Source organism: Bacillus sp. FSL W7-1346, from assembly GCF_038593335.1.
GTDB lineage: Bacteria > Bacillota > Bacilli > Bacillales > Bacillaceae > Bacillus > Bacillus altitudinis.
Genome location: NZ_CP151988.1, coordinates 2,209,689 through 2,226,036 on the forward strand (window position 1 = coordinate 2,209,689; position 16,348 = coordinate 2,226,036).

Genomic DNA, 16,348 nt, shown 5'->3' on the forward strand with positions numbered 1-16,348 from the left:
AGACACCTCGCGCAAGCACCTGAAAAAGGGCGTCAACCCGCATGAAAAAACGCCCTTTTCAGAAAAGGGCGCTTGTGCATTTTTTATTGATTCGATGGCTCAAAAGTGACGGCTACGTTATCAAGCCCTCTCATTTCTTTTGTGACCAAATCAATAATATCTGCTGCTTGGGACTTTGATTTTTTATCAGAACGAACCGTGATGTTCACTTTATCTCCTTCTGCACTGACGAGCGCATCTTTATATCCTTTTGTTTTGATTAATGTCTCCAGCTGACGCTCTGTTCCTTCTGCCTCACTAAGCGCTGTCATTTGATCATAAGCTTCACTTTTTTCTTGCGCTGTTGCATCATCGCTAGACACGATTTCGTTATACTCTTCACGCTGCTTGCTGCGCTTATCTTCCAGTTCAAGTCTGTAGGTTGTGAAAAGTTCATCGTCGGTCTGCTCTGAAACAGCCTTTCCTTCTTCTCCACTTGTTTCAACATCTTCTTGTTTCGCATTGGTTTCTTTGTCAGTTGATTTCTCTTCTGCATTCTTTTCGGTTCCTTTATCAGTCCCTTTTTCTGGCTCAGCCTTTTTCTCTTCCATTCCTTTTGATTTTGTATCTTCTACTGTCACAGCATTCTCACCTTGTGGGGACATGATATAGTACACACTTAATACGACAACTAAACTTAGCATCGTTAATAGCCAAACCGTTTGTTTTTTTAACATCATTCCGAATCCTCCTTGATTTTTTTAGGGGCAACAGCCACTCTATGGCTCGGTACATCAAGCACTCGTGTAACCGCTTCAATGATGGTTTTCTTTATTTGAACGTTGTCTACTCCTTGAGCAACAACGAGGACACCTCGAATGTCTGGCTTTTTCGTTTGGACAACAACAGGTGTTTCTTCATTGCCATTTTTAATAATGACAACCTCTTCTTCTTTTGTTTGATCCGTGACACTTCGCACGCCGCCTTCTTTGTCTGTTTCCTCGGTCGTAGTGCTTTTATTGGATTTGTTTTTTTCAAACACTTTTAAAGAAGTTGCGTCTACATTTACCACGATGGATACATCCTCAACACCAATGATCGTTTCTAAAATCTCTTTCAGCTGATTTTCGTATTCTTGTTCAACATCCTCTATCGAGTTGTTTGACTTACCTGAAGAGGATGGTTTGAACACCGCCTGCTCTTCTGAGGATGTTTTTTTAGACGCAGGAACAGCAGCCTCTTGTTTGCTTGATGGCGGTGACAAAATTTGACTGACTAACATGAATGACACGCCGATGATGAAGACAAGCAGTAAGTAATGGTGCTTCGTTAATTTTGGTTTCCCTTCACCTTTTTCAGGTGCTTGGAACATTGATTTCAGTTTTTGTCTCCAGTCCTTGTTATTCATGATCTGCTGCGTCACCTCCCTCAATGTTGAGCGCAATGTGTTCAGGCCTTGTATTCCAAACATCTGCAAGCGTCTCTTTCACCCTCGCCATCTCTTTTGCTGACGTCTCGGCGCTTTCCTCCTTTTGCCTGGAGAGATCAATGTCGACCTTTGCCACCATTTCTACAGCATCACCTGTGAGCGGGACAAGGACTGCTTTGATGCGAAATTGATCTGCCTCCATATTCTGATCAAGGTGCTCCTCATCTGCCAACACTTCTACGTGTTTCATTTCATAGCTCTCCTTCTCCAGTGGCTCCTTTGCGCTTTTTTCTAGTTGGACAGCCATTTGCTTTAAAATATATGCACGCTGTGAAGCTTGTATTTCTTTTTTTTCTAAATTCATCTGATTTTTTATTTCTTCTGATTGCGCTTGGTCCTTCCCTTTCATGATTTCTGAGAAAATTTGGTCAGGATCTGCCCGGAATAACGCAAAGATCGGATTGAGCATCACCACAATTAACAGTAAGCTGACGACCATTTTTGCATACTTCTGCATGCTTGAATTGGGAAGCAAAAGATCAATCACAATCGCAAATAAAATAAATAGGATAATACTTGTGATCCATTCTGTGAGAAAACTCAAATGGTGTCCCCTCCTTACTTCATCATCATGGTGAGGTTGCCAGCTGTGATGATAACGGTAATGCTTAAAAAGAACATAAGCGATACAACAGCTAATGCAGCAAATATATAAAGAACACTTTTTGAAATGACATCAAGGCAGCTAATAATCGGCCCGCCCCCTAAAGGCTGAAGAATCGCAGCGGCCAATTTATAAATCAGAGCGAGCGACAGCACTTTAATCGCTGGGAAAGCCGCAATTGAAATCAAAATGGCAACGCCTACAAGGCCAACCGTATTTTTCAGCAGCACAGAGGCGCTGATAACGGTATCTGTCGCATCAGTAAACATTCTGCCAAGGACAGGGATGAAATTTCCGGTAATAAACTTGGCTGTGCGAAGAGCGATGCCATCCGTGATAGCAGCAGATGCCCCCTGTACTGAAATGACGCCGAGGAATACAGTTAAAAAAACAGCGAGCCCGCCAATGGCGACATTTCTTAACAGCTGGGCAAGCTGGGTCACTTTGTATTGTTCGGTCAATGTACTGACGATGCTCAAGATCGCTGATAAAAAGATGAGCGGAAGAACGACATATTGAATAAAAACACCGCTCGTGTTCATTAAAAACAAAATCACAGGATGAAAGAATCCGGCTGAGACAAGCCCGCCTGATGAGGCAATAAGTGCTAATAAAAGAGGAATAAGAGCAAGAATAAAACTAGTCATCGTTTGAATGGCTTCTGTTGCATAAGAGATCGCAACATGAAAACTGTTTAATGCAATAATGATAAGCACCATATAAACAAGAGCGTATGCAACTTTACTAACAGTGCTTTGTTCAAACGCATTTTGCAAAAGCTGCAAAAGCGAACAAAAGATGGTGAGTAATATAAGTGTACCTAAGAGCTTTCCATTGGCAATCAGCTCATGAAACAGATAATGAACAAAAGCCTTCAGCCACGTTTGGGGAGACAGCTCTTTATCGCCATCGATCATTTCCTTCACTGTACCTTTTTGGCTTTCAGGCAGAAAGCCGCCATACTCGTCCAATATCGTTTCCCAAAAGTCACTGATAGAATGAAGCTCTAAGGCATCAGCCTGTCCACCCGCAACTTCTTCTGCGACCGGTTCTTCACTTGATAAAGGCACACTTTCTTCTGCACCTGCATACGGAACGATCATCCAAAAGAACATCATAAACCCTAGCACAGCTGTCACCCGTTTCATCATCATCACCTCTTTTCCATCAAGTCATGGACGGGATCATACCTAGGATCGTCTCAATGATGACCGTTAAAATCGGTACCGCCATGACCAAAATAAGAATTTTGCCGCCAAGCTCTATTTTTGAAGCGATGGCGCCTTGTCCAGCATCCTTTGTGAGCTGGGCACCAAATTCTGCAATATAGGCAATGCCAATGATTTTCAAAATGGTTTCAACGTATTTCATATTGACGCCTGCACTTGCTGCAATTTTTTCAATCATGGAGATAATGGCATAGATTTGATCGATTAAATAAAGGAAAATGACACACCCAGTAAACACAACAAGCATAAAGGCGAAGGTTGGCTTTTGTTCTTTGACGATTAATGCTAGAAAAGTAGCGATTAAACCAAGTCCAACAATTTGAATAATTTCGATTTGTAAGCCCTCCCCTATCCTTGAAATAGAAATACGGCTTTAATCTTCTTAAACAAATCATCCACAATGGTAGCAACCATAAATAAAATGTAGATAAATCCAAGCAGTGTCACCCACTGTGCGTACTCTTTTTTCCCCATTTGATCTAAAATCGTATGGAGAAAAGCCACGACGATACCCACTCCCGCAATTTGGAAAATGACGTTTACATCAACGCCCATGCTCTCGACTCCCTTCTTCTCACATCAATAACAGAATCAGTAGTAACCCACTTAGAAAACCAAGACTTCTCACCATTTTTTCATTTTTCGCTTGGGCAACTTCAGCTTCTTTTTCCTCTGATTCCAAATGGCCTAAAGCTAGCTTGATATATTTTTGCTGAGCCGTCACATCATGCTGACCAAGGGTTTCTCCAAAGTGCTTCAGCGCCTCATATTCGCCTTTTTTTAATACGGTTTTTTTCCATACATCCTCTAGACTTTCATTCCATGCATGCCTCGCAGAAAAGGTTCCAACGTTGAGTTTTTCTGCAAATTGTTCAAATAGCCGATTCACAGGCGGTCCTACTTGGGACGCAATTTGGTCAGCGGCTCTAGCTAAAGGTGTTTGACCATACATAATTTCAGCTTCAAGAGATTGGAGTGCAAACCGGAGCTGGCGGATTTGCTTTGGCCGATCACTGTACCGCTTCGCAAACTCGAATCCTCCCCATGTCGTAGCCGCAACAATGAAAATAGCACCAATAAGCTTTAACATACGTCCACTCCCCGCCTCCTCTTCAGCTCTTGTCCCTCTTGGTCAAATATCCGTCCGATTGTGCCAGGCCCTTTTTCTCTATTTAATTCCACATATCGATCAAACACACGAAGCTGCCATAACGGTTCAAATGATGGCCGTTTAGATAAGTCTTCAAGAGAATACCCATGAGCTGAGACGATAATGGTGACTCCAGCATGGATTGCTTCTAGCAGTGCCTGTACATCTTCACTTTTTCCGATTTCATCGACAATGATGACTTCTGGGCTCATGGACCTGATCATCATCATTAACCCTTCAGCCTTTGGGCACGCATCAAGTACATCAATCCGGTGCCCAAAAGAATGCTGCGGCACTCCTCTTATACAACCTGCGATTTCAGATCGTTCATCTACAATCCCTGTTTTTCTAGGAGAAATGGTTGTTGTTCCTGTACTGACAAGACGTGCTAGATCACGCAGCAATGTCGTTTTCCCGGTTTGCGGCGGACCTATAATCAGTGTGTTACACCAATGTTTTTCATATAAATAAGGGAGAAACGGCAGAGCAATTCCGATCTTCTCTTTTGCGATGCGAATATTAAATGAAGAAATATCTCTTAAGCCTTTGACGAATCCATTTTCGACGATGACCTTTCCAGCAAGCCCAACCCGATGTCCGCCAGATATGGTGATATAGCCCTGTTTTAACTCTTCCTCAAGTGTGTACATGCTGTAATTACTGAGCCTGCCTAATAGCTGAGCCGCATCTTCACCTGTTGTATGATAGGAAAGAAAGCGGGGTTTTCCTCCTTGCATCAGCTCAATTGGGCGATCGGTGCGAATGCGGATTTCTTCTATTTGCGCCCACTCTGCTTCTTTTAACATGCTGAGTTCTTGTCCAATTGAGTGCGGGAGAATATCCAACAAACTCCGCAACGAATTCCCCTCCTTTTTTTCTTCTCTAAAATGTATGATGCATGCCGTTAATTATGCCAAGCCATTTCACTTATAAATTCCAACAAGAATAAATACGACACCAATGAAAATAAACACAAGCTTCGCATAGGATAACTGCCCTGCAATTTGGTAGATTCCAATCGTCATCGTGATAATAAAAATGAGCGGCCCGATGATCGCTAATATACTATTGATGACAACCGCTTTACGCACATCATTAGTCACTAAAATGAGGATGGCGGCCGTCAGTTCAATCGAGGCAGATAAAAACCTCATCCCTGCCATGGCAGCAACTGATGGGTGTATACCCGGGAGAAATTGTTTCATATAGAACCTCCAGCTTTTTTTACACTATATGCTTCACTAGCTAGAAGTAGTCTTGTTTTTAAAAAGGAAGAGAGATGGATGAGAGAATAGAGTAAGGGGTGTCATAACGAGGCGTCCTATTTTTCAAATAAAAAAAGACTGTAAACACGAGGTTTACAGTCTCAGATAGTTGACAAAGGGCTAAAATGAACTTGATTTTAGCCCTTTGTCTTCTTTTCAGCGTGATAGAAAACCTTTGCAGTCTAGGAAGGACGAGTACTGGCGCGGAGCGAATTTGACATTCGTGAGCACCAGCGCGCAGGACTGACAAAGAATGCGAGGGTTTGCCTACACGCTGAGACTGTAAACACGAGGTTTACAGTCTCTCTGTTCATTACGCTCTTGAAACGTATGAACCGTCAGATGTATTGATCACTAGTTTATCACCTTGGTTCACAAAGAAAGGAACGTTCACGATTAAACCAGTTTCTGTTTTTGCAGGTTTTGATCCACCTGATGTTGTATCGCCTTTAATACCAGGCTCTGTTTCTACTACTTCTAGTTCTACAGTGTTTGGAAGTTCTACTCCAAGTGTTTCATCACCGTACATGACGATTTGAACCGACATATTTTCAAGCAAATATTTCAGCTCATCTTTGATTTGCGCTTCGCTTAGTTCAAGTTGTTCGTATGAACTTGTATCCATGAATACATGCTGATCGCCATTTGCATATAAATATTGCATTGTTTTTGTTTCAATTTGCGCTTTCGCTACTTTTTCACCTGCACGGAATGTTTTCTCTTGAATCGCACCTGTACGCAGGTTACGCAGTTTCGAACGGACAAACGCTGCGCCTTTTCCTGGTTTTACGTGTTGGAAATCCACTACACGCCAAATACCGCCGTCCACTTCAATTGTCAGGCCTGTACGAAAATCGTTTACTGAAATCATTTTGTCATCCTCCTACATTTCACCATCATAATATGATAAGTTCTTTCGGTGAGTGGGTCAATCGTTTATTGCCGTCAGCTGTCAGGACAATATCATCCTCAATTCTCACGCCGCCGACATCCGGCAAGTAAATGCCTGGTTCAACTGTCACAACCATTCCCTCTTCTAACACGACATCTGAGCGCGAGGAAAGGCCAGGTGCTTCATGTACTTCCATACCAAGACCATGTCCAGTCGAATGCCCGAAGTATTGACCGTAGCCATACTTTTCAATGATGTCTCGTGTGATGCGATCAGCTTCTTTTCCTGTTAAGCCTGGCTTGATTTTATCCACACCAGCGTTTTCTGCTTCTAATACGATATGATAAATTTCCTTTAATTTGTCGCTTGGTGTTCCTACAGCAATGGTTCTAGTCATGTCTGAACAATAGCCTTTATAATAGGCACCGAAATCCAGTGTCACCAAGTCGCCAGATTCAATCACCTTTTCGCTCGCTCTCCCGTGTGGCAGGCTTGAACGAACGCCAGAGGCAACAATCATATCGAATGAAGATCCTTCTGCCCCTTCTTTTCTCATGAAAAATTCAAGCTCGTTCATGACCGCAATTTCTGTCAGGCCCGGCTTGATGTACGTGAGAATATGATCAAAGGCATGATCTGCAATCTTCGCAGCTTCCTCTAATATCTTAATCTCTTCATTAGACTTAATCAAGCGCAACTTTTCAACTGATTCTGAGACTGGAACAAGCTCGATACCGCTTGCTTTCCCCGAGTACTGCTGGTAGGTGGCAAATGTCATATGGTTTTGTTCAAAACCAAGACGTTTCACCCCAAATTCGTTTGCCGTTTGGACAGCAGTTTCCACAATGTTTCCTTTATGTTCAATGATGTCATAGCCCTTTACTTGATCCTTTGCTTGCTCCGTGTAACGAAAATCCGTAATAAAGGCGGCTCGATCCTTTGAAACGATGGCAAGACCGGCTGATCCAGTAAAACTCGTCATATAATGTAAATTAAAGCTGCTCGTAATCACTAAACCATCTATGTCTAATTCGGCTAAAAGTTTTCTTAGTTTTTCAAGTTTCATGATACTGCTCCCCCTTCACTGACTAAATAACGAATCGCCAATTTATATCCTTCTAAACCAAGTCCAACGATTTGACCTTGACATACTGGAGCAAGAACCGAATGATGGCGGAATTCCTCTCTTTTATGAACATTTGTGATATGTACTTCGATGACAGGTAACGTAATACTTGCAATGGCATCTCTCAGTGCATAGCTATAGTGGGTAAAAGCACCCGGGTTAAACACGACGCCATCGTACTGATCTTCTGCTTCATGGAGCGCATCGACCAAATCTCCCTCGTGATTCGATTGAAAGAACGTCAATTGAATATTTGCTCTTTCTGCAAACTGAAACAAATCTGTTTCTAAATCTGTTAATGTTTTACTTCCATAAACTCCTGGCTCTCTCTTGCCGAGCCTATTTAAGTTGGGCCCATTCAGCACTAGAAAATGAGGCATATGACCACTCCTTCACCCTAATTCACTCTATATCGATGTCTGTTTCTTTTTCCTTAGAAACCTTTCGTTTCCAAAAATAATTTTATCATATGAATGGTGGATTTACACTTTATTCTGTCTTTTTCCCGAGTGCCCTTGCAAGCTTCTGACTCGTTAATTCATTGTATTCAAATGAAATACTGTATCCGACAAACATGCCATATAAAATATATAGGCAAAATGTCGTCACAATGGTGCTTTGCTGCAAATCTTGCACTTGCTTCACATCGGGGAATATAGGATTAAATACATAAAAAACAAGCAGCCACAAAACCCCTCCATAAATCAGTCCCATCCAAAAACCTTTGATCCGTTTGAGCAGTCCATAATAAATAAAGGCTGCCCCAATAGATAAAATCCCTAAAAGTACAATACTCATAAATGTACCAAGTCCGCCTTTTTTCCATTCACCAAGCACAAATGGCTGCAACAGCATATTTGGACTCACCTCTGAAAAATGAAACACATGGGTCAGAAATCCGATAAAGCCCCAAAAAACTCCGCCGACAAAACCTGTGGCTGCTGCCCTTGCCACCATTGAAGACGTTTGTACTGATTGATTTTTTTCTTCTTGGTTTTTCTTTTCATCACGTTTCATATGAACACCTCCAGCAAGTAGTATGTCCAAAATGTCATGAAAAAAAAGGATTTCCGTGCGAGAGTGTAAAATTTTTATAACAGGGTATACTGGCTAAAAAGAGGTAGATAGAATTCTAGTAGATAATCGACCTGTGAGCTAGTGATTTCCCCTCTTTTCCTGTACAATAAAGGTATAAGGAAATGCATGTAAATTACAGGAAACAGGCAGGTTGATGAAATATGTCCAATCAAACAAAACCTCCAGCATATGGAGGGCAGGCAGTTGTGGAAGGTGTCATGTTCGGAGGTAAAATGAACTATGTGACAGCGATTCGGCGTAAGGATGAGTCGATTGAGTTTTTAAAGCTTCCCCGGACCTCCAATAAACGAACCGCCTTTCTTAAGAAAATCCCTTTTGTCAGGGGTGTTGCTGCACTTGTTGAAGCAAGCGCAAACGGCAGTAAGCACTTAAACTTCTCCAGCGAGCGCTATGACTTAGATCCTTCTGAAGATCATTCTCTTGAAAAAGAACAAAAAAGCTCGAAATTATCAATGATCTTCGGCATTGCTGTGATCGGAGTTCTCTCTCTTCTTTTTAGTAAATTTGTCTTTACTTTAGTGCCTGTCTTTTTAGCTGAACTTGTGCGTCCGGTGTTTTCTGGAAACTTCGCACAAATTGCAGTGGAAACATTCTTTAAATTGATCCTGTTATTAGGCTATATTTACTTTATTTCCATGACCCCTTTAATTAAAAGGGTATTTCAATATCATGGGGCAGAACATAAAGTCATAAACTGCTATGAACAGAATCTTGACATCACAGTGGAAAATGTCCAAAGCCAATCTCGCCTGCATTATCGATGCGGCAGCAGCTTTATTTTATTCACTGTCATTGTCGGCATGTTCGTCTATTTACTCGTACCGACAGATCCTTTATGGGTGAGAGTTCTGAATCGCTTGGCGCTTATCCCGGTTGTTCTGGGCATTTCATTTGAAGTGCTTCAGCTCACAAACAAACTCCGTGACGTGCCAGTGCTTAAAGTGCTTGGCTATCCTGGCCTTTGGCTGCAATTGCTCACAACAAAAGAACCCTCTGATGATCAAGTCGAGGTAGCCATTGCAAGTTTTAATGAACTTCTTCGTTTAGAGGAAGCATCTGCGAAACAAGCATCAGATTCTGCTCATCAAGTGATCTAGTTTATAAATCCGGTAAATTCTTTCGGAGGTGGACAGTTATGAATCGCCGAGTACATCCTGCTTTTACCATTATTTTCGCTTTAGGTGTTTTGGGATTTGTGTATTTACTCACAACGAATCCAAGCAGACTCTTTACAATGCTGCTATCAGTTGTGATCGTTGGAGCGGTTCTATTTTTCTTATTTAGATGGCTGATGAATCGAAGAACTGGAACAGAAGGAAATCTTTATCGTAAAGCAGTCAAACAATCAAAACGTCGCTACCAGCAGCCTAAACCAAAAACGAAAAGCCAGATGAAAAACCGGGTCACTCATTTGCGAAGCGTGCCGACTGACCACAAGTCGAAGCCCGTCCTTCTCAAAAAGAAAAGCCAAACACATTTGACAGTCATTGAAGGTAAGAAAAACAAAAAGAAAAATCGCGCCTTATTTTAAAATGTCCAGCTCTTTAAAAATTGCTCGGCCTTCTGTCTGCCTAGATCGACGAGCGCCTTTTTCTTTTCTGTCATCAGCTGAAAATCAGTGGCAATGACGTGTTCTACAGGAATAAAAATAATATGACGTTCGTGTTTTGTGGCAATATGTCTTTCGTCATGAGCACCACGCATCGTTTCAAATAGAGCGCCAAACAATTCAAACGCATTGCGGATGGAATGTTGAGGGCGTTCTTTTTCGTTTGGGGTTAATGTGACACCGACAAACGGTCTTTTTTTCTCTTCTGCAAATAGCCAAATGGGAAAGTTGCTGAGCACGCCGCCATCCACTATGGTACAAATTCCTTTTGAAGACCTCAGTTTGACAGGTTCGAAAAAATACGGCAGACTGCAGCTCATCCGAATGGCTCTGGCAACAGAAAACCGTTCTGGATTTAACCCATAGGAAGGAAGGTCATCTGGAAGGACAAGGATTTTGCCATTTGTTAAATCAGAAGCGACGATTTTGAGCGTATCTTTTTTCAGATCCCCGAATACGGTGACGCCTTTTCGTTTTAACACGTCTGTCAGCCATTTTTCTAGACGGTCACCTTTGTAAAGGCCAAGACGCCAATAAATAGACACCCACCTGAGCATTTTAAACGGGATGAATTGACACCTTCGATCAAGCAATTGATGCTCATCCATTTCGTCTAACAGCTCCCGAATCTCCTGACTCGTAAAACCCGCTGCGATGAGTGAAGCAATGATCGCTCCCGCACTTGTTCCAGCGAGACGGACAAATTGAAACCCTCTTGCTTCAAGCGCTTCATAGGCGCCTGCAAGTGCTGCACCCTTAATGCCTCCACCTGAGAACACACCATCTATCTTCATCAAGGAGCCCCCTTTTCTGTCACACTATTAATAGTGTAGGAGCATTTGCCTTTCATTAGAACTATATTCAAAAAGGACACCCATGCTAAGGGTGTCCTTTCAGCGTGTAGACAAACCCTCGCATTCGGTGTCAGTCCTGCGCTCCGGTGCTCACGAATGTCAAATTCGCTCCGCTCCGATGCTCGTCCTTCCTAGGGCTGCAAAGGTTTTCTTTCACGCTGGAAAGAAGACAAAGAGCTAAAACAAAGTGCATTTTAGCCCTTTGTCAACAATTTAAAAGGACACCCTTCGACAGGTGTCCTTTTTCTTAAGATTCTTGATTTGTTTGTTCGTTTTTCTTTTGAATCGCTTTCAGCTGAACGGATCGCTCATCGTTTTCTTCAAAGAATTGGACAAGATCGCCGATGCGGTCAATGCTGTTCCAGCTGAGATGATGCTCAATACCTTCTACATCATCATAAATTTTCTCTTCATCTACACCAATGATTCTTAAAAATTGCTCTAGCAGTTCATGTCTGTATACGAGACGTTTTCCAATTTTTTTGCCTTTCGGGGTTAAAATTAGACCACGATATTTCTCATAAATGAGGTATTCATCTTTATCTAGCTTCTGAACCATTTTTGTTACAGAGGAGGGATGGACAGCGAGGGCTTCTGCAATATCAGATACTCTTGCATATCCTTTTTCTTCTATCAGCATATAAATTTGTTCAATATAATCTTCCATACTAGGTGTAGTCATAAAACCCCTCCAAAATGCACCTTTACTTAATAATCATAACAATTCTACACCATCGCTCATTAAAAAACAAGAAGAGTCCTTCGTCTTAACGCTTGTAATTCCAATCATCTGTGGCGTATTTCGTTTTGGCGAGGTGATGAACAAATGCCAACTCTTCATCTGTCAGCTCATAAGGCACAAGCTCGATATTTAATCCTTTTTCAAACCCTCGTTTAAATGCAACACGCGCATCGTCTATCGTACATGTTCGATCTGAAATTTCATTGATCGCCACCGCTTTGTTTTTAAAGCTGCGCTGCATCCGCTCTCTCACCCGATCGTTTGGATAAAGAAATAAATCAAACAATTTATCCTCATCAAGATCAATTAAAATCGAGCCATGCTGGAGGATCACACCTTTTTGTCTTGTTTGCGCACTGCCTGCTACTTTTCTGCCTTCTACAACAAGCTCGTACCATGAAGGCGCATCAAAACATACAGACGATCTTGGATTTTTTAAGCTTTCTTTTTCTTTTTCTGTACGAGGAATAGCAAAATACGCATCGAGTCCCAGTTCTTTAAAGCCCTCTAAAATCCCTTCTGAAATGACGCGGTATGCCTCTGTCACCGTCGCCGGCATCTCTGGGTGCTCTTCTGACACGATGACACTGTAGGTCAATTCCTGATCATGAAGAACGCCGCGGCCTCCTGTAGGCCTGCGAACAAATCCAAGACCATAGCGCTCAACCGCTTCCATGTTGATTTCTTTTTCAACATGTTGAAAATATCCAACAGATAATGTCGCTGGATTCCAACCATAAAAACGGATCACAGGCGGGATCAGCTTCTCGCTATGCCAATAAAGCAAGGCTTCGTCCATTGCCATGTTAAAGGCAGGGTCTTGGTTTCCTGTATCAATGAAACACCATTTCTCTTTTTGCATATAAAATCCCTTCTCTTTTACGTAGTCAACGTTAGATGACGGTGGTGACCACCGATTTTCTCTCTTCATCAGTCTATCAAATAGGGAAGGAATTGAAAATAATTCTTACCATTTATGATGACAAGTTTCTTTTGCTTTACTATAATAGTATTTGTCTAAAACGTACCATCAGACAGGTGACTGTGCTGATGCTCAAGAAGGAGTCGAGTCGTATTGCCAATATTCAACTATATCGTCCTCTCACTTTGTGGACTTTTCGTTCTTTATTCCATCGGCAGTTACATTTATCAGCAGCGCATTATGAAAACGCTGACGGAAGCAGAATTTATCAAAGGTTACCGCAAAGCCCAACTCATTGATGTGAGAGAACCAAATGAGTTTGAAGGTGGACATATTTTAGGCGCAAGAAACATTCCCCTTTCACAATTAAAGCAGCGCAAAAATGAAATACGCCCTGACAAGCCTGTTTATCTCTATTGCCAAAATAATTTGAGAAGCGGAAAGGCTGCTCAAACGTTACGTAAAAATGGCTGTCGTGAGATTTATAATTTAAAGGGCGGCTTTAAAAAATGGGGCGGCCGCATTAAAACAAAGAACTAACAAAAAAGACTCTGGGAGCTATTGCCCCCCATGAGTCTTTTTATTTTCTTTCAAAAACCAGCACTGGATTCCGTGCAGCCTTTGTTTCATCCATTCGTTTCACAACGGTTGTATGTGGTGCTTCCTGTACGATTTCTGGGTTCTCTTCCGCTTCTTTTGCAATTTGAATCATCGCTTCAATAAATGCATCAAGGGTTTCTTTTGATTCTGTTTCAGTTGGTTCAATCATGATACATTCCTCTACATTGAGCGGGAAGTAAATCGTTGGCGGATGATAGCCAAAATCAAGTAATCGTTTGGCAATATCCAGTGTCCGCACACCTAGTTTCTTTTGACGTTTACCTGAAAGGACAAATTCATGCTTACAGTGGCGGTCAAATGGCAAATCATAATGAGCACATAAGCGGCGCATCATATAGTTTGCATTCAACACCGCATGATCAGTTACAGCCTTTAAGCCGTCTGGTCCCATAGAGCGGATATACGCATACGCTCTGACATTGATACCAAAGTTCCCATAGAACGGTTTCACACGGCCGATGGATTCTGGACGATCGTAATCAAAGAAATAACGACCTTCTTTCTTCACAAGCACTGGCTTTGGCAAATATGGAATCAAATCCTTTTTCACGCCAACTGGACCTGAACCAGGGCCTCCTCCTCCGTGTGGACCTGTAAAGGTTTTATGAAGATTTAAGTGAACCACATCAAATCCCATATCCCCCGGTCTTGCTCTGCTTAATACGGCATTTAAGTTCGCTCCATCATAATAGAGCTTCCCGCCTGCTCCGTGGACGATTTCAGCCATTTCTAAAATATTTTCTTCAAAAAGGCCAAGTGTATTTGGATTTGTGAGCATGAGAGCCGCCGTTTCTTCATTGACAACACGGCGCAGGTCGTCTAAATCGACAAGCCCATGTTCATTAGATGCCACCGTAATCGTTTCAAATCCAGCCACTGTTGCAGATGCGGGATTTGTTCCATGAGCAGAATCAGGCACGATGACTTTTGTTCGTTTATGATCTCCTCTTGCTTCATGGTATGCACGAATCATCATGAGCCCCGTCCATTCGCCATGTGCTCCTGCCGCAGGCTGTAATGTCACGGCGTCCATTCCTGTAATTTCTTCTAAATGGTCACCTAAATCATAAAGTAACTCTAATGCACCTTGCACAGTGTCTGCCTCTTGAAGTGGATGCACGTTCGAGAAACCTGCAAGACGTGCCACCTTTTCGTTAATCTTTGGATTATATTTCATCGTACAAGAGCCTAGAGGATAAAAGCCAGAATCGACACCGTGATTACGCCTAGATAATGCTGTGTAGTGACGCATAATATCCAGTTCAGAAACCTCTGGCAGCTCCGCATCTTCATGGCGGATATACGCTTCATCAAATAAATCTGGGAGCTTCTCCTCAGGTACGTCTAAATCAGGCAGGCTGTAACCAATTCTTCCTTCTTTGGATAATTCAAAAATAAGCGGCTGATCTTGTTTATTCATGACGATCCCCCAATTCCTTGATGAACGTATCAATTTCTTCTTTTGTTCTTAGTTCTGTCACAGCGACGAGCATATGCTGCTGAAGCTCTGGATAATCCCGTCCCAAGTCATATCCACCGATGATTCCTTTTTCAAGCAATCGCTCATTCGCTTCTTTCACAGGTTCATTCAGTTTCAACACAAATTCATTAAAATGAGCGCCCTCTATTTCAGCCTGTAACCCATGTTTTTCTGCCTGCGTCTTGGCATAATGGGCCTTTTGTACGTTTTGATAGGCAATGTCTTTGATACCTGTTTTCCCAAGCGCCGTCATCGCAACAGAAGCGGCTAACGCATTTAATGCTTGGTTCGAACAAATATTTGAAGTCGCTTTGTCTCTTCGGATATGCTGCTCGCGCGCTTGAAGGGTCAGCACAAATCCTCGCACACCGTTCTCGTCTTCTGTTTGCCCGACTAAACGCCCCGGCACTTTCCGCATTAATTTTTTCGTCACAGCAAAATATCCACAATGAGGTCCGCCAAATGCAGCTGGAATGCCAAATGGCTGCGCATCACCAACGACAATATCTGCCCCAAGCTTTCCTGGAGGTGTCAGTAAACCAAGTGCAAGCGGGTTGCTTGAGACGATGAATAAACTTTTCCCTTTATGTGCAATCGGTTCAATGTCTTTTAACGGTTCAACAACACCGAAGAAGTTTGGGTATTGTACAAGGACCGCTGCTGTTTCCTCGCAGACAGCTTCTTCTAATGCAGCTAGATCGGTCTGACCTTTTCGCGCAGGTACCTCGACGACTTCAATATGCTGTCCTTTCGCATATGTTTTCAGCACCGCTCTTGATTCAGGATGAACCGTTTCAGAGACCACAACCTTTTTCTTCTTTGTATGTCCTGCAGCCAGCATCGCCGCTTCAGCTAATGCCGTTCCGCCATCATACATCGAGGAGTTGGCAAGATCCATACCGGTCAGCTCAGCAATCATTGTTTGAAATTCAAAGATTGCTTGCAATTCACCTTGAGAAATTTCAGGCTGATAAGGTGTGTACGCTGTATAAAATTCAGAACGTGAAATCACATGGTCGACAATCACAGGCTGGTAATGATCATACACACCAGCACCTAAAAACGAGGCATAGGCCACTGTATCTTTATTTTTTGCAGCAAGACGAGACAATTCCCGCACTAGCTCTGTTTCTGATGCGGCTTCTTTAATGTTGTACGCACCTTTGAATCTGACTTTCTCTGGGATATCTGAGAAAAGCTCATCAATTGACTGAACACCGATGACATCCAGCATTTCTTTTTGATCTTGCTCTGTTTGCGGCAAATACCTGTGCTTCATCCTCTATTC

The 16,348-nt window shown here is 42.5% G+C and carries 21 protein-coding genes; 3 read left to right on the forward strand and 18 right to left on the reverse strand.

All coding sequences use genetic code 11. From position 1 onward, the window contains the following. Positions 1-83 precede the first annotated feature (83 nt). From NST09_RS11325 to NST09_RS11385, 13 genes are all read right to left on the reverse strand, one after another. On the reverse strand, positions 84-716 hold the full coding sequence (locus NST09_RS11325; RefSeq protein WP_024718861.1) for a SpoIIIAH-like family protein: 633 nt from the start codon (positions 714-716) through the stop codon (positions 84-86). Beyond that, positions 716-1,387: a stage III sporulation protein AG gene (gene spoIIIAG / locus NST09_RS11330; protein WP_008342214.1), complete on the reverse strand. Its 672-nt coding sequence runs from the start codon at positions 1,385-1,387 to the stop codon at positions 716-718. The genes NST09_RS11325 and spoIIIAG overlap by 1 nt, the downstream gene beginning before the upstream one ends. After that, positions 1,380-2,012: a stage III sporulation protein AF gene (gene spoIIIAF, locus NST09_RS11335; protein ID WP_236809962.1), complete on the reverse strand. Its 633-nt coding sequence runs from the start codon at positions 2,010-2,012 to the stop codon at positions 1,380-1,382. Before spoIIIAF ends, spoIIIAG begins: the two co-directional genes overlap by 8 nt. A gap of 14 nt (positions 2,013-2,026) precedes the next feature. Next, positions 2,027-3,175: a stage III sporulation protein AE gene (spoIIIAE, locus tag NST09_RS11340; RefSeq protein WP_230677075.1), complete on the reverse strand. Its 1,149-nt coding sequence runs from the start codon at positions 3,173-3,175 to the stop codon at positions 2,027-2,029. A 64-nt stretch (positions 3,176-3,239) separates the two neighbouring features. Continuing rightward, positions 3,240-3,653 carry a stage III sporulation protein AD gene (gene spoIIIAD / locus NST09_RS11345; RefSeq protein ID WP_087978339.1) on the reverse strand — a complete coding sequence of 138 codons (414 nt, stop codon included), beginning with the start codon at positions 3,651-3,653 and terminating at the stop codon, positions 3,240-3,242. After that, complete coding sequence (gene spoIIIAC / locus NST09_RS11350; RefSeq protein WP_003153142.1) at positions 3,650-3,856, reverse strand: stage III sporulation protein AC; 207 nt, start codon at positions 3,854-3,856, stop codon at positions 3,650-3,652. Before spoIIIAC ends, spoIIIAD begins: the two co-directional genes overlap by 4 nt. A gap of 19 nt (positions 3,857-3,875) precedes the next feature. Continuing rightward, a complete protein-coding gene (gene spoIIIAB / locus NST09_RS11355; RefSeq protein WP_007501189.1) occupies positions 3,876-4,391 on the reverse strand; it encodes a stage III sporulation protein SpoIIIAB in 516 nt (171 codons plus the stop codon). Continuing rightward, positions 4,385-5,308 (reverse strand): stage III sporulation protein AA, encoded by a 924-nt coding sequence (spoIIIAA, locus tag NST09_RS11360; RefSeq protein WP_083693024.1) that lies wholly within the window; start codon positions 5,306-5,308, stop codon positions 4,385-4,387. Before spoIIIAA ends, spoIIIAB begins: the two co-directional genes overlap by 7 nt. A gap of 66 nt (positions 5,309-5,374) precedes the next feature. Further along, a complete protein-coding gene (locus NST09_RS11365; RefSeq protein WP_008342211.1) occupies positions 5,375-5,656 on the reverse strand; it encodes a YqhV family protein in 282 nt (93 codons plus the stop codon). 373 nt (positions 5,657-6,029) lie between these two features. Next, positions 6,030-6,587 carry an elongation factor P gene (gene efp, locus NST09_RS11370; protein WP_007501192.1) on the reverse strand — a complete coding sequence of 186 codons (558 nt, stop codon included), beginning with the start codon at positions 6,585-6,587 and terminating at the stop codon, positions 6,030-6,032. Positions 6,588-6,612: 25 nt separating this feature from the next. After that, positions 6,613-7,674 carry a Xaa-Pro peptidase family protein gene (locus tag NST09_RS11375; protein WP_007501193.1) on the reverse strand — a complete coding sequence of 354 codons (1,062 nt, stop codon included), beginning with the start codon at positions 7,672-7,674 and terminating at the stop codon, positions 6,613-6,615. Continuing rightward, the gene (gene aroQ, locus NST09_RS11380; protein WP_007501195.1) at positions 7,671-8,114 is read right to left on the reverse strand and encodes a type II 3-dehydroquinate dehydratase; all 444 of its coding nucleotides are present in this window, start codon (positions 8,112-8,114) and stop codon (positions 7,671-7,673) included. Before aroQ ends, NST09_RS11375 begins: the two co-directional genes overlap by 4 nt. A 109-nt stretch (positions 8,115-8,223) precedes the next feature. Further along, the gene (locus NST09_RS11385; protein ID WP_268449608.1) at positions 8,224-8,751 is read right to left on the reverse strand and encodes a YqhR family membrane protein; all 528 of its coding nucleotides are present in this window, start codon (positions 8,749-8,751) and stop codon (positions 8,224-8,226) included. A 221-nt stretch (positions 8,752-8,972) separates the two neighbouring features. Here NST09_RS11385 and NST09_RS11390 point away from each other — a divergent pair, with 221 nt between their 5' ends. Both NST09_RS11390 and NST09_RS11395 read left to right on the forward strand, forming a co-directional pair. After that, entirely contained in the window at positions 8,973-9,929 is a 957-nt protein-coding gene (locus tag NST09_RS11390; protein WP_017357970.1) for a DUF1385 domain-containing protein, read from the forward strand. Between the two features lie 38 nt (positions 9,930-9,967). Continuing rightward, positions 9,968-10,363, forward strand: a complete 396-nt coding sequence (locus NST09_RS11395; RefSeq protein ID WP_007501201.1) for an SA1362 family protein — start codon at positions 9,968-9,970, stop codon at positions 10,361-10,363. Here the strand turns inward: NST09_RS11395 and NST09_RS11400 are convergent. From NST09_RS11400 to NST09_RS11410, 3 genes are all read right to left on the reverse strand, one after another. Further along, positions 10,360-11,235 (reverse strand): patatin-like phospholipase family protein, encoded by an 876-nt coding sequence (locus NST09_RS11400; protein WP_008342205.1) that lies wholly within the window; start codon positions 11,233-11,235, stop codon positions 10,360-10,362. The two genes, NST09_RS11395 and NST09_RS11400, sit on opposite strands and share 4 nt — an antisense overlap. A gap of 307 nt (positions 11,236-11,542) precedes the next feature. After that, positions 11,543-11,977, reverse strand: coding sequence for a transcriptional regulator MntR (gene mntR, locus NST09_RS11405; protein ID WP_003215946.1), 435 nt, complete (start codon positions 11,975-11,977; stop codon positions 11,543-11,545). A gap of 85 nt (positions 11,978-12,062) precedes the next feature. Beyond that, positions 12,063-12,899 (reverse strand): biotin/lipoate A/B protein ligase family protein, encoded by an 837-nt coding sequence (locus NST09_RS11410; RefSeq protein WP_017357972.1) that lies wholly within the window; start codon positions 12,897-12,899, stop codon positions 12,063-12,065. A 219-nt stretch (positions 12,900-13,118) separates the two neighbouring features. On the opposite strand from NST09_RS11410, the gene NST09_RS11415 reads away from it, so the two are divergent. Then, positions 13,119-13,499 carry a rhodanese-like domain-containing protein gene (locus NST09_RS11415; RefSeq protein WP_024718853.1) on the forward strand — a complete coding sequence of 127 codons (381 nt, stop codon included), beginning with the start codon at positions 13,119-13,121 and terminating at the stop codon, positions 13,497-13,499. A gap of 40 nt (positions 13,500-13,539) precedes the next feature. On the opposite strand, the gene gcvPB is transcribed toward NST09_RS11415, so the two are convergent. After that, a complete protein-coding gene (gene gcvPB / locus NST09_RS11420) occupies positions 13,540-15,000 on the reverse strand; it encodes an aminomethyl-transferring glycine dehydrogenase subunit GcvPB (protein ID WP_025207615.1) in 1,461 nt (486 codons plus the stop codon). Further along, the gene (gene gcvPA / locus NST09_RS11425; protein ID WP_025207616.1) at positions 14,993-16,339 is read right to left on the reverse strand and encodes an aminomethyl-transferring glycine dehydrogenase subunit GcvPA; all 1,347 of its coding nucleotides are present in this window, start codon (positions 16,337-16,339) and stop codon (positions 14,993-14,995) included. The genes gcvPB and gcvPA overlap by 8 nt, the downstream gene beginning before the upstream one ends. Positions 16,340-16,348 lie beyond the last annotated feature (9 nt).

Bases quoted from the DNA above. Each gene is read 5' to 3' on its own strand.
- NST09_RS11390 (WP_017357970.1), top strand. From the start codon at position 8,973: ATGTCCAATCAAACAAAACCTCCAGCATATGGAGGGCAGGCAGTTGTG.
- spoIIIAG (WP_008342214.1), bottom strand. From the start codon at position 1,387: ATGAATAACAAGGACTGGAGACAAAAACTGAAATCAATGTTCCAAGCA.
- aroQ (WP_007501195.1), bottom strand. From the start codon at position 8,114: ATGCCTCATTTTCTAGTGCTGAATGGGCCCAACTTAAATAGGCTCGGC.
- mntR (WP_003215946.1), bottom strand. From the start codon at position 11,977: ATGACTACACCTAGTATGGAAGATTATATTGAACAAATTTATATGCTG.
- efp (WP_007501192.1), bottom strand. From the start codon at position 6,587: ATGATTTCAGTAAACGATTTTCGTACAGGCCTGACAATTGAAGTGGAC.
- NST09_RS11400 (WP_008342205.1), bottom strand. From the start codon at position 11,235: ATGAAGATAGATGGTGTGTTCTCAGGTGGAGGCATTAAGGGTGCAGCA.
- NST09_RS11325 (WP_024718861.1), bottom strand. From the start codon at position 716: ATGTTAAAAAAACAAACGGTTTGGCTATTAACGATGCTAAGTTTAGTT.
- NST09_RS11385 (WP_268449608.1), bottom strand. From the start codon at position 8,751: ATGAAACGTGATGAAAAGAAAAACCAAGAAGAAAAAAATCAATCAGTA.
- spoIIIAB (WP_007501189.1), bottom strand. From the start codon at position 4,391: ATGTTAAAGCTTATTGGTGCTATTTTCATTGTTGCGGCTACGACATGG.
- NST09_RS11395 (WP_007501201.1), top strand. From the start codon at position 9,968: ATGAATCGCCGAGTACATCCTGCTTTTACCATTATTTTCGCTTTAGGT.
- NST09_RS11375 (WP_007501193.1), bottom strand. From the start codon at position 7,674: ATGAAACTTGAAAAACTAAGAAAACTTTTAGCCGAATTAGACATAGAT.
- NST09_RS11410 (WP_017357972.1), bottom strand. From the start codon at position 12,899: ATGCAAAAAGAGAAATGGTGTTTCATTGATACAGGAAACCAAGACCCT.
- spoIIIAC (WP_003153142.1), bottom strand. From the start codon at position 3,856: ATGGGCGTTGATGTAAACGTCATTTTCCAAATTGCGGGAGTGGGTATC.
- gcvPA (WP_025207616.1), bottom strand. From the start codon at position 16,339: ATGAAGCACAGGTATTTGCCGCAAACAGAGCAAGATCAAAAAGAAATG.
- gcvPB (WP_025207615.1), bottom strand. From the start codon at position 15,000: ATGAATAAACAAGATCAGCCGCTTATTTTTGAATTATCCAAAGAAGGA.
- spoIIIAE (WP_230677075.1), bottom strand. From the start codon at position 3,175: ATGATCGTTCCGTATGCAGGTGCAGAAGAAAGTGTGCCTTTATCAAGT.
- NST09_RS11365 (WP_008342211.1), bottom strand. From the start codon at position 5,656: ATGAAACAATTTCTCCCGGGTATACACCCATCAGTTGCTGCCATGGCA.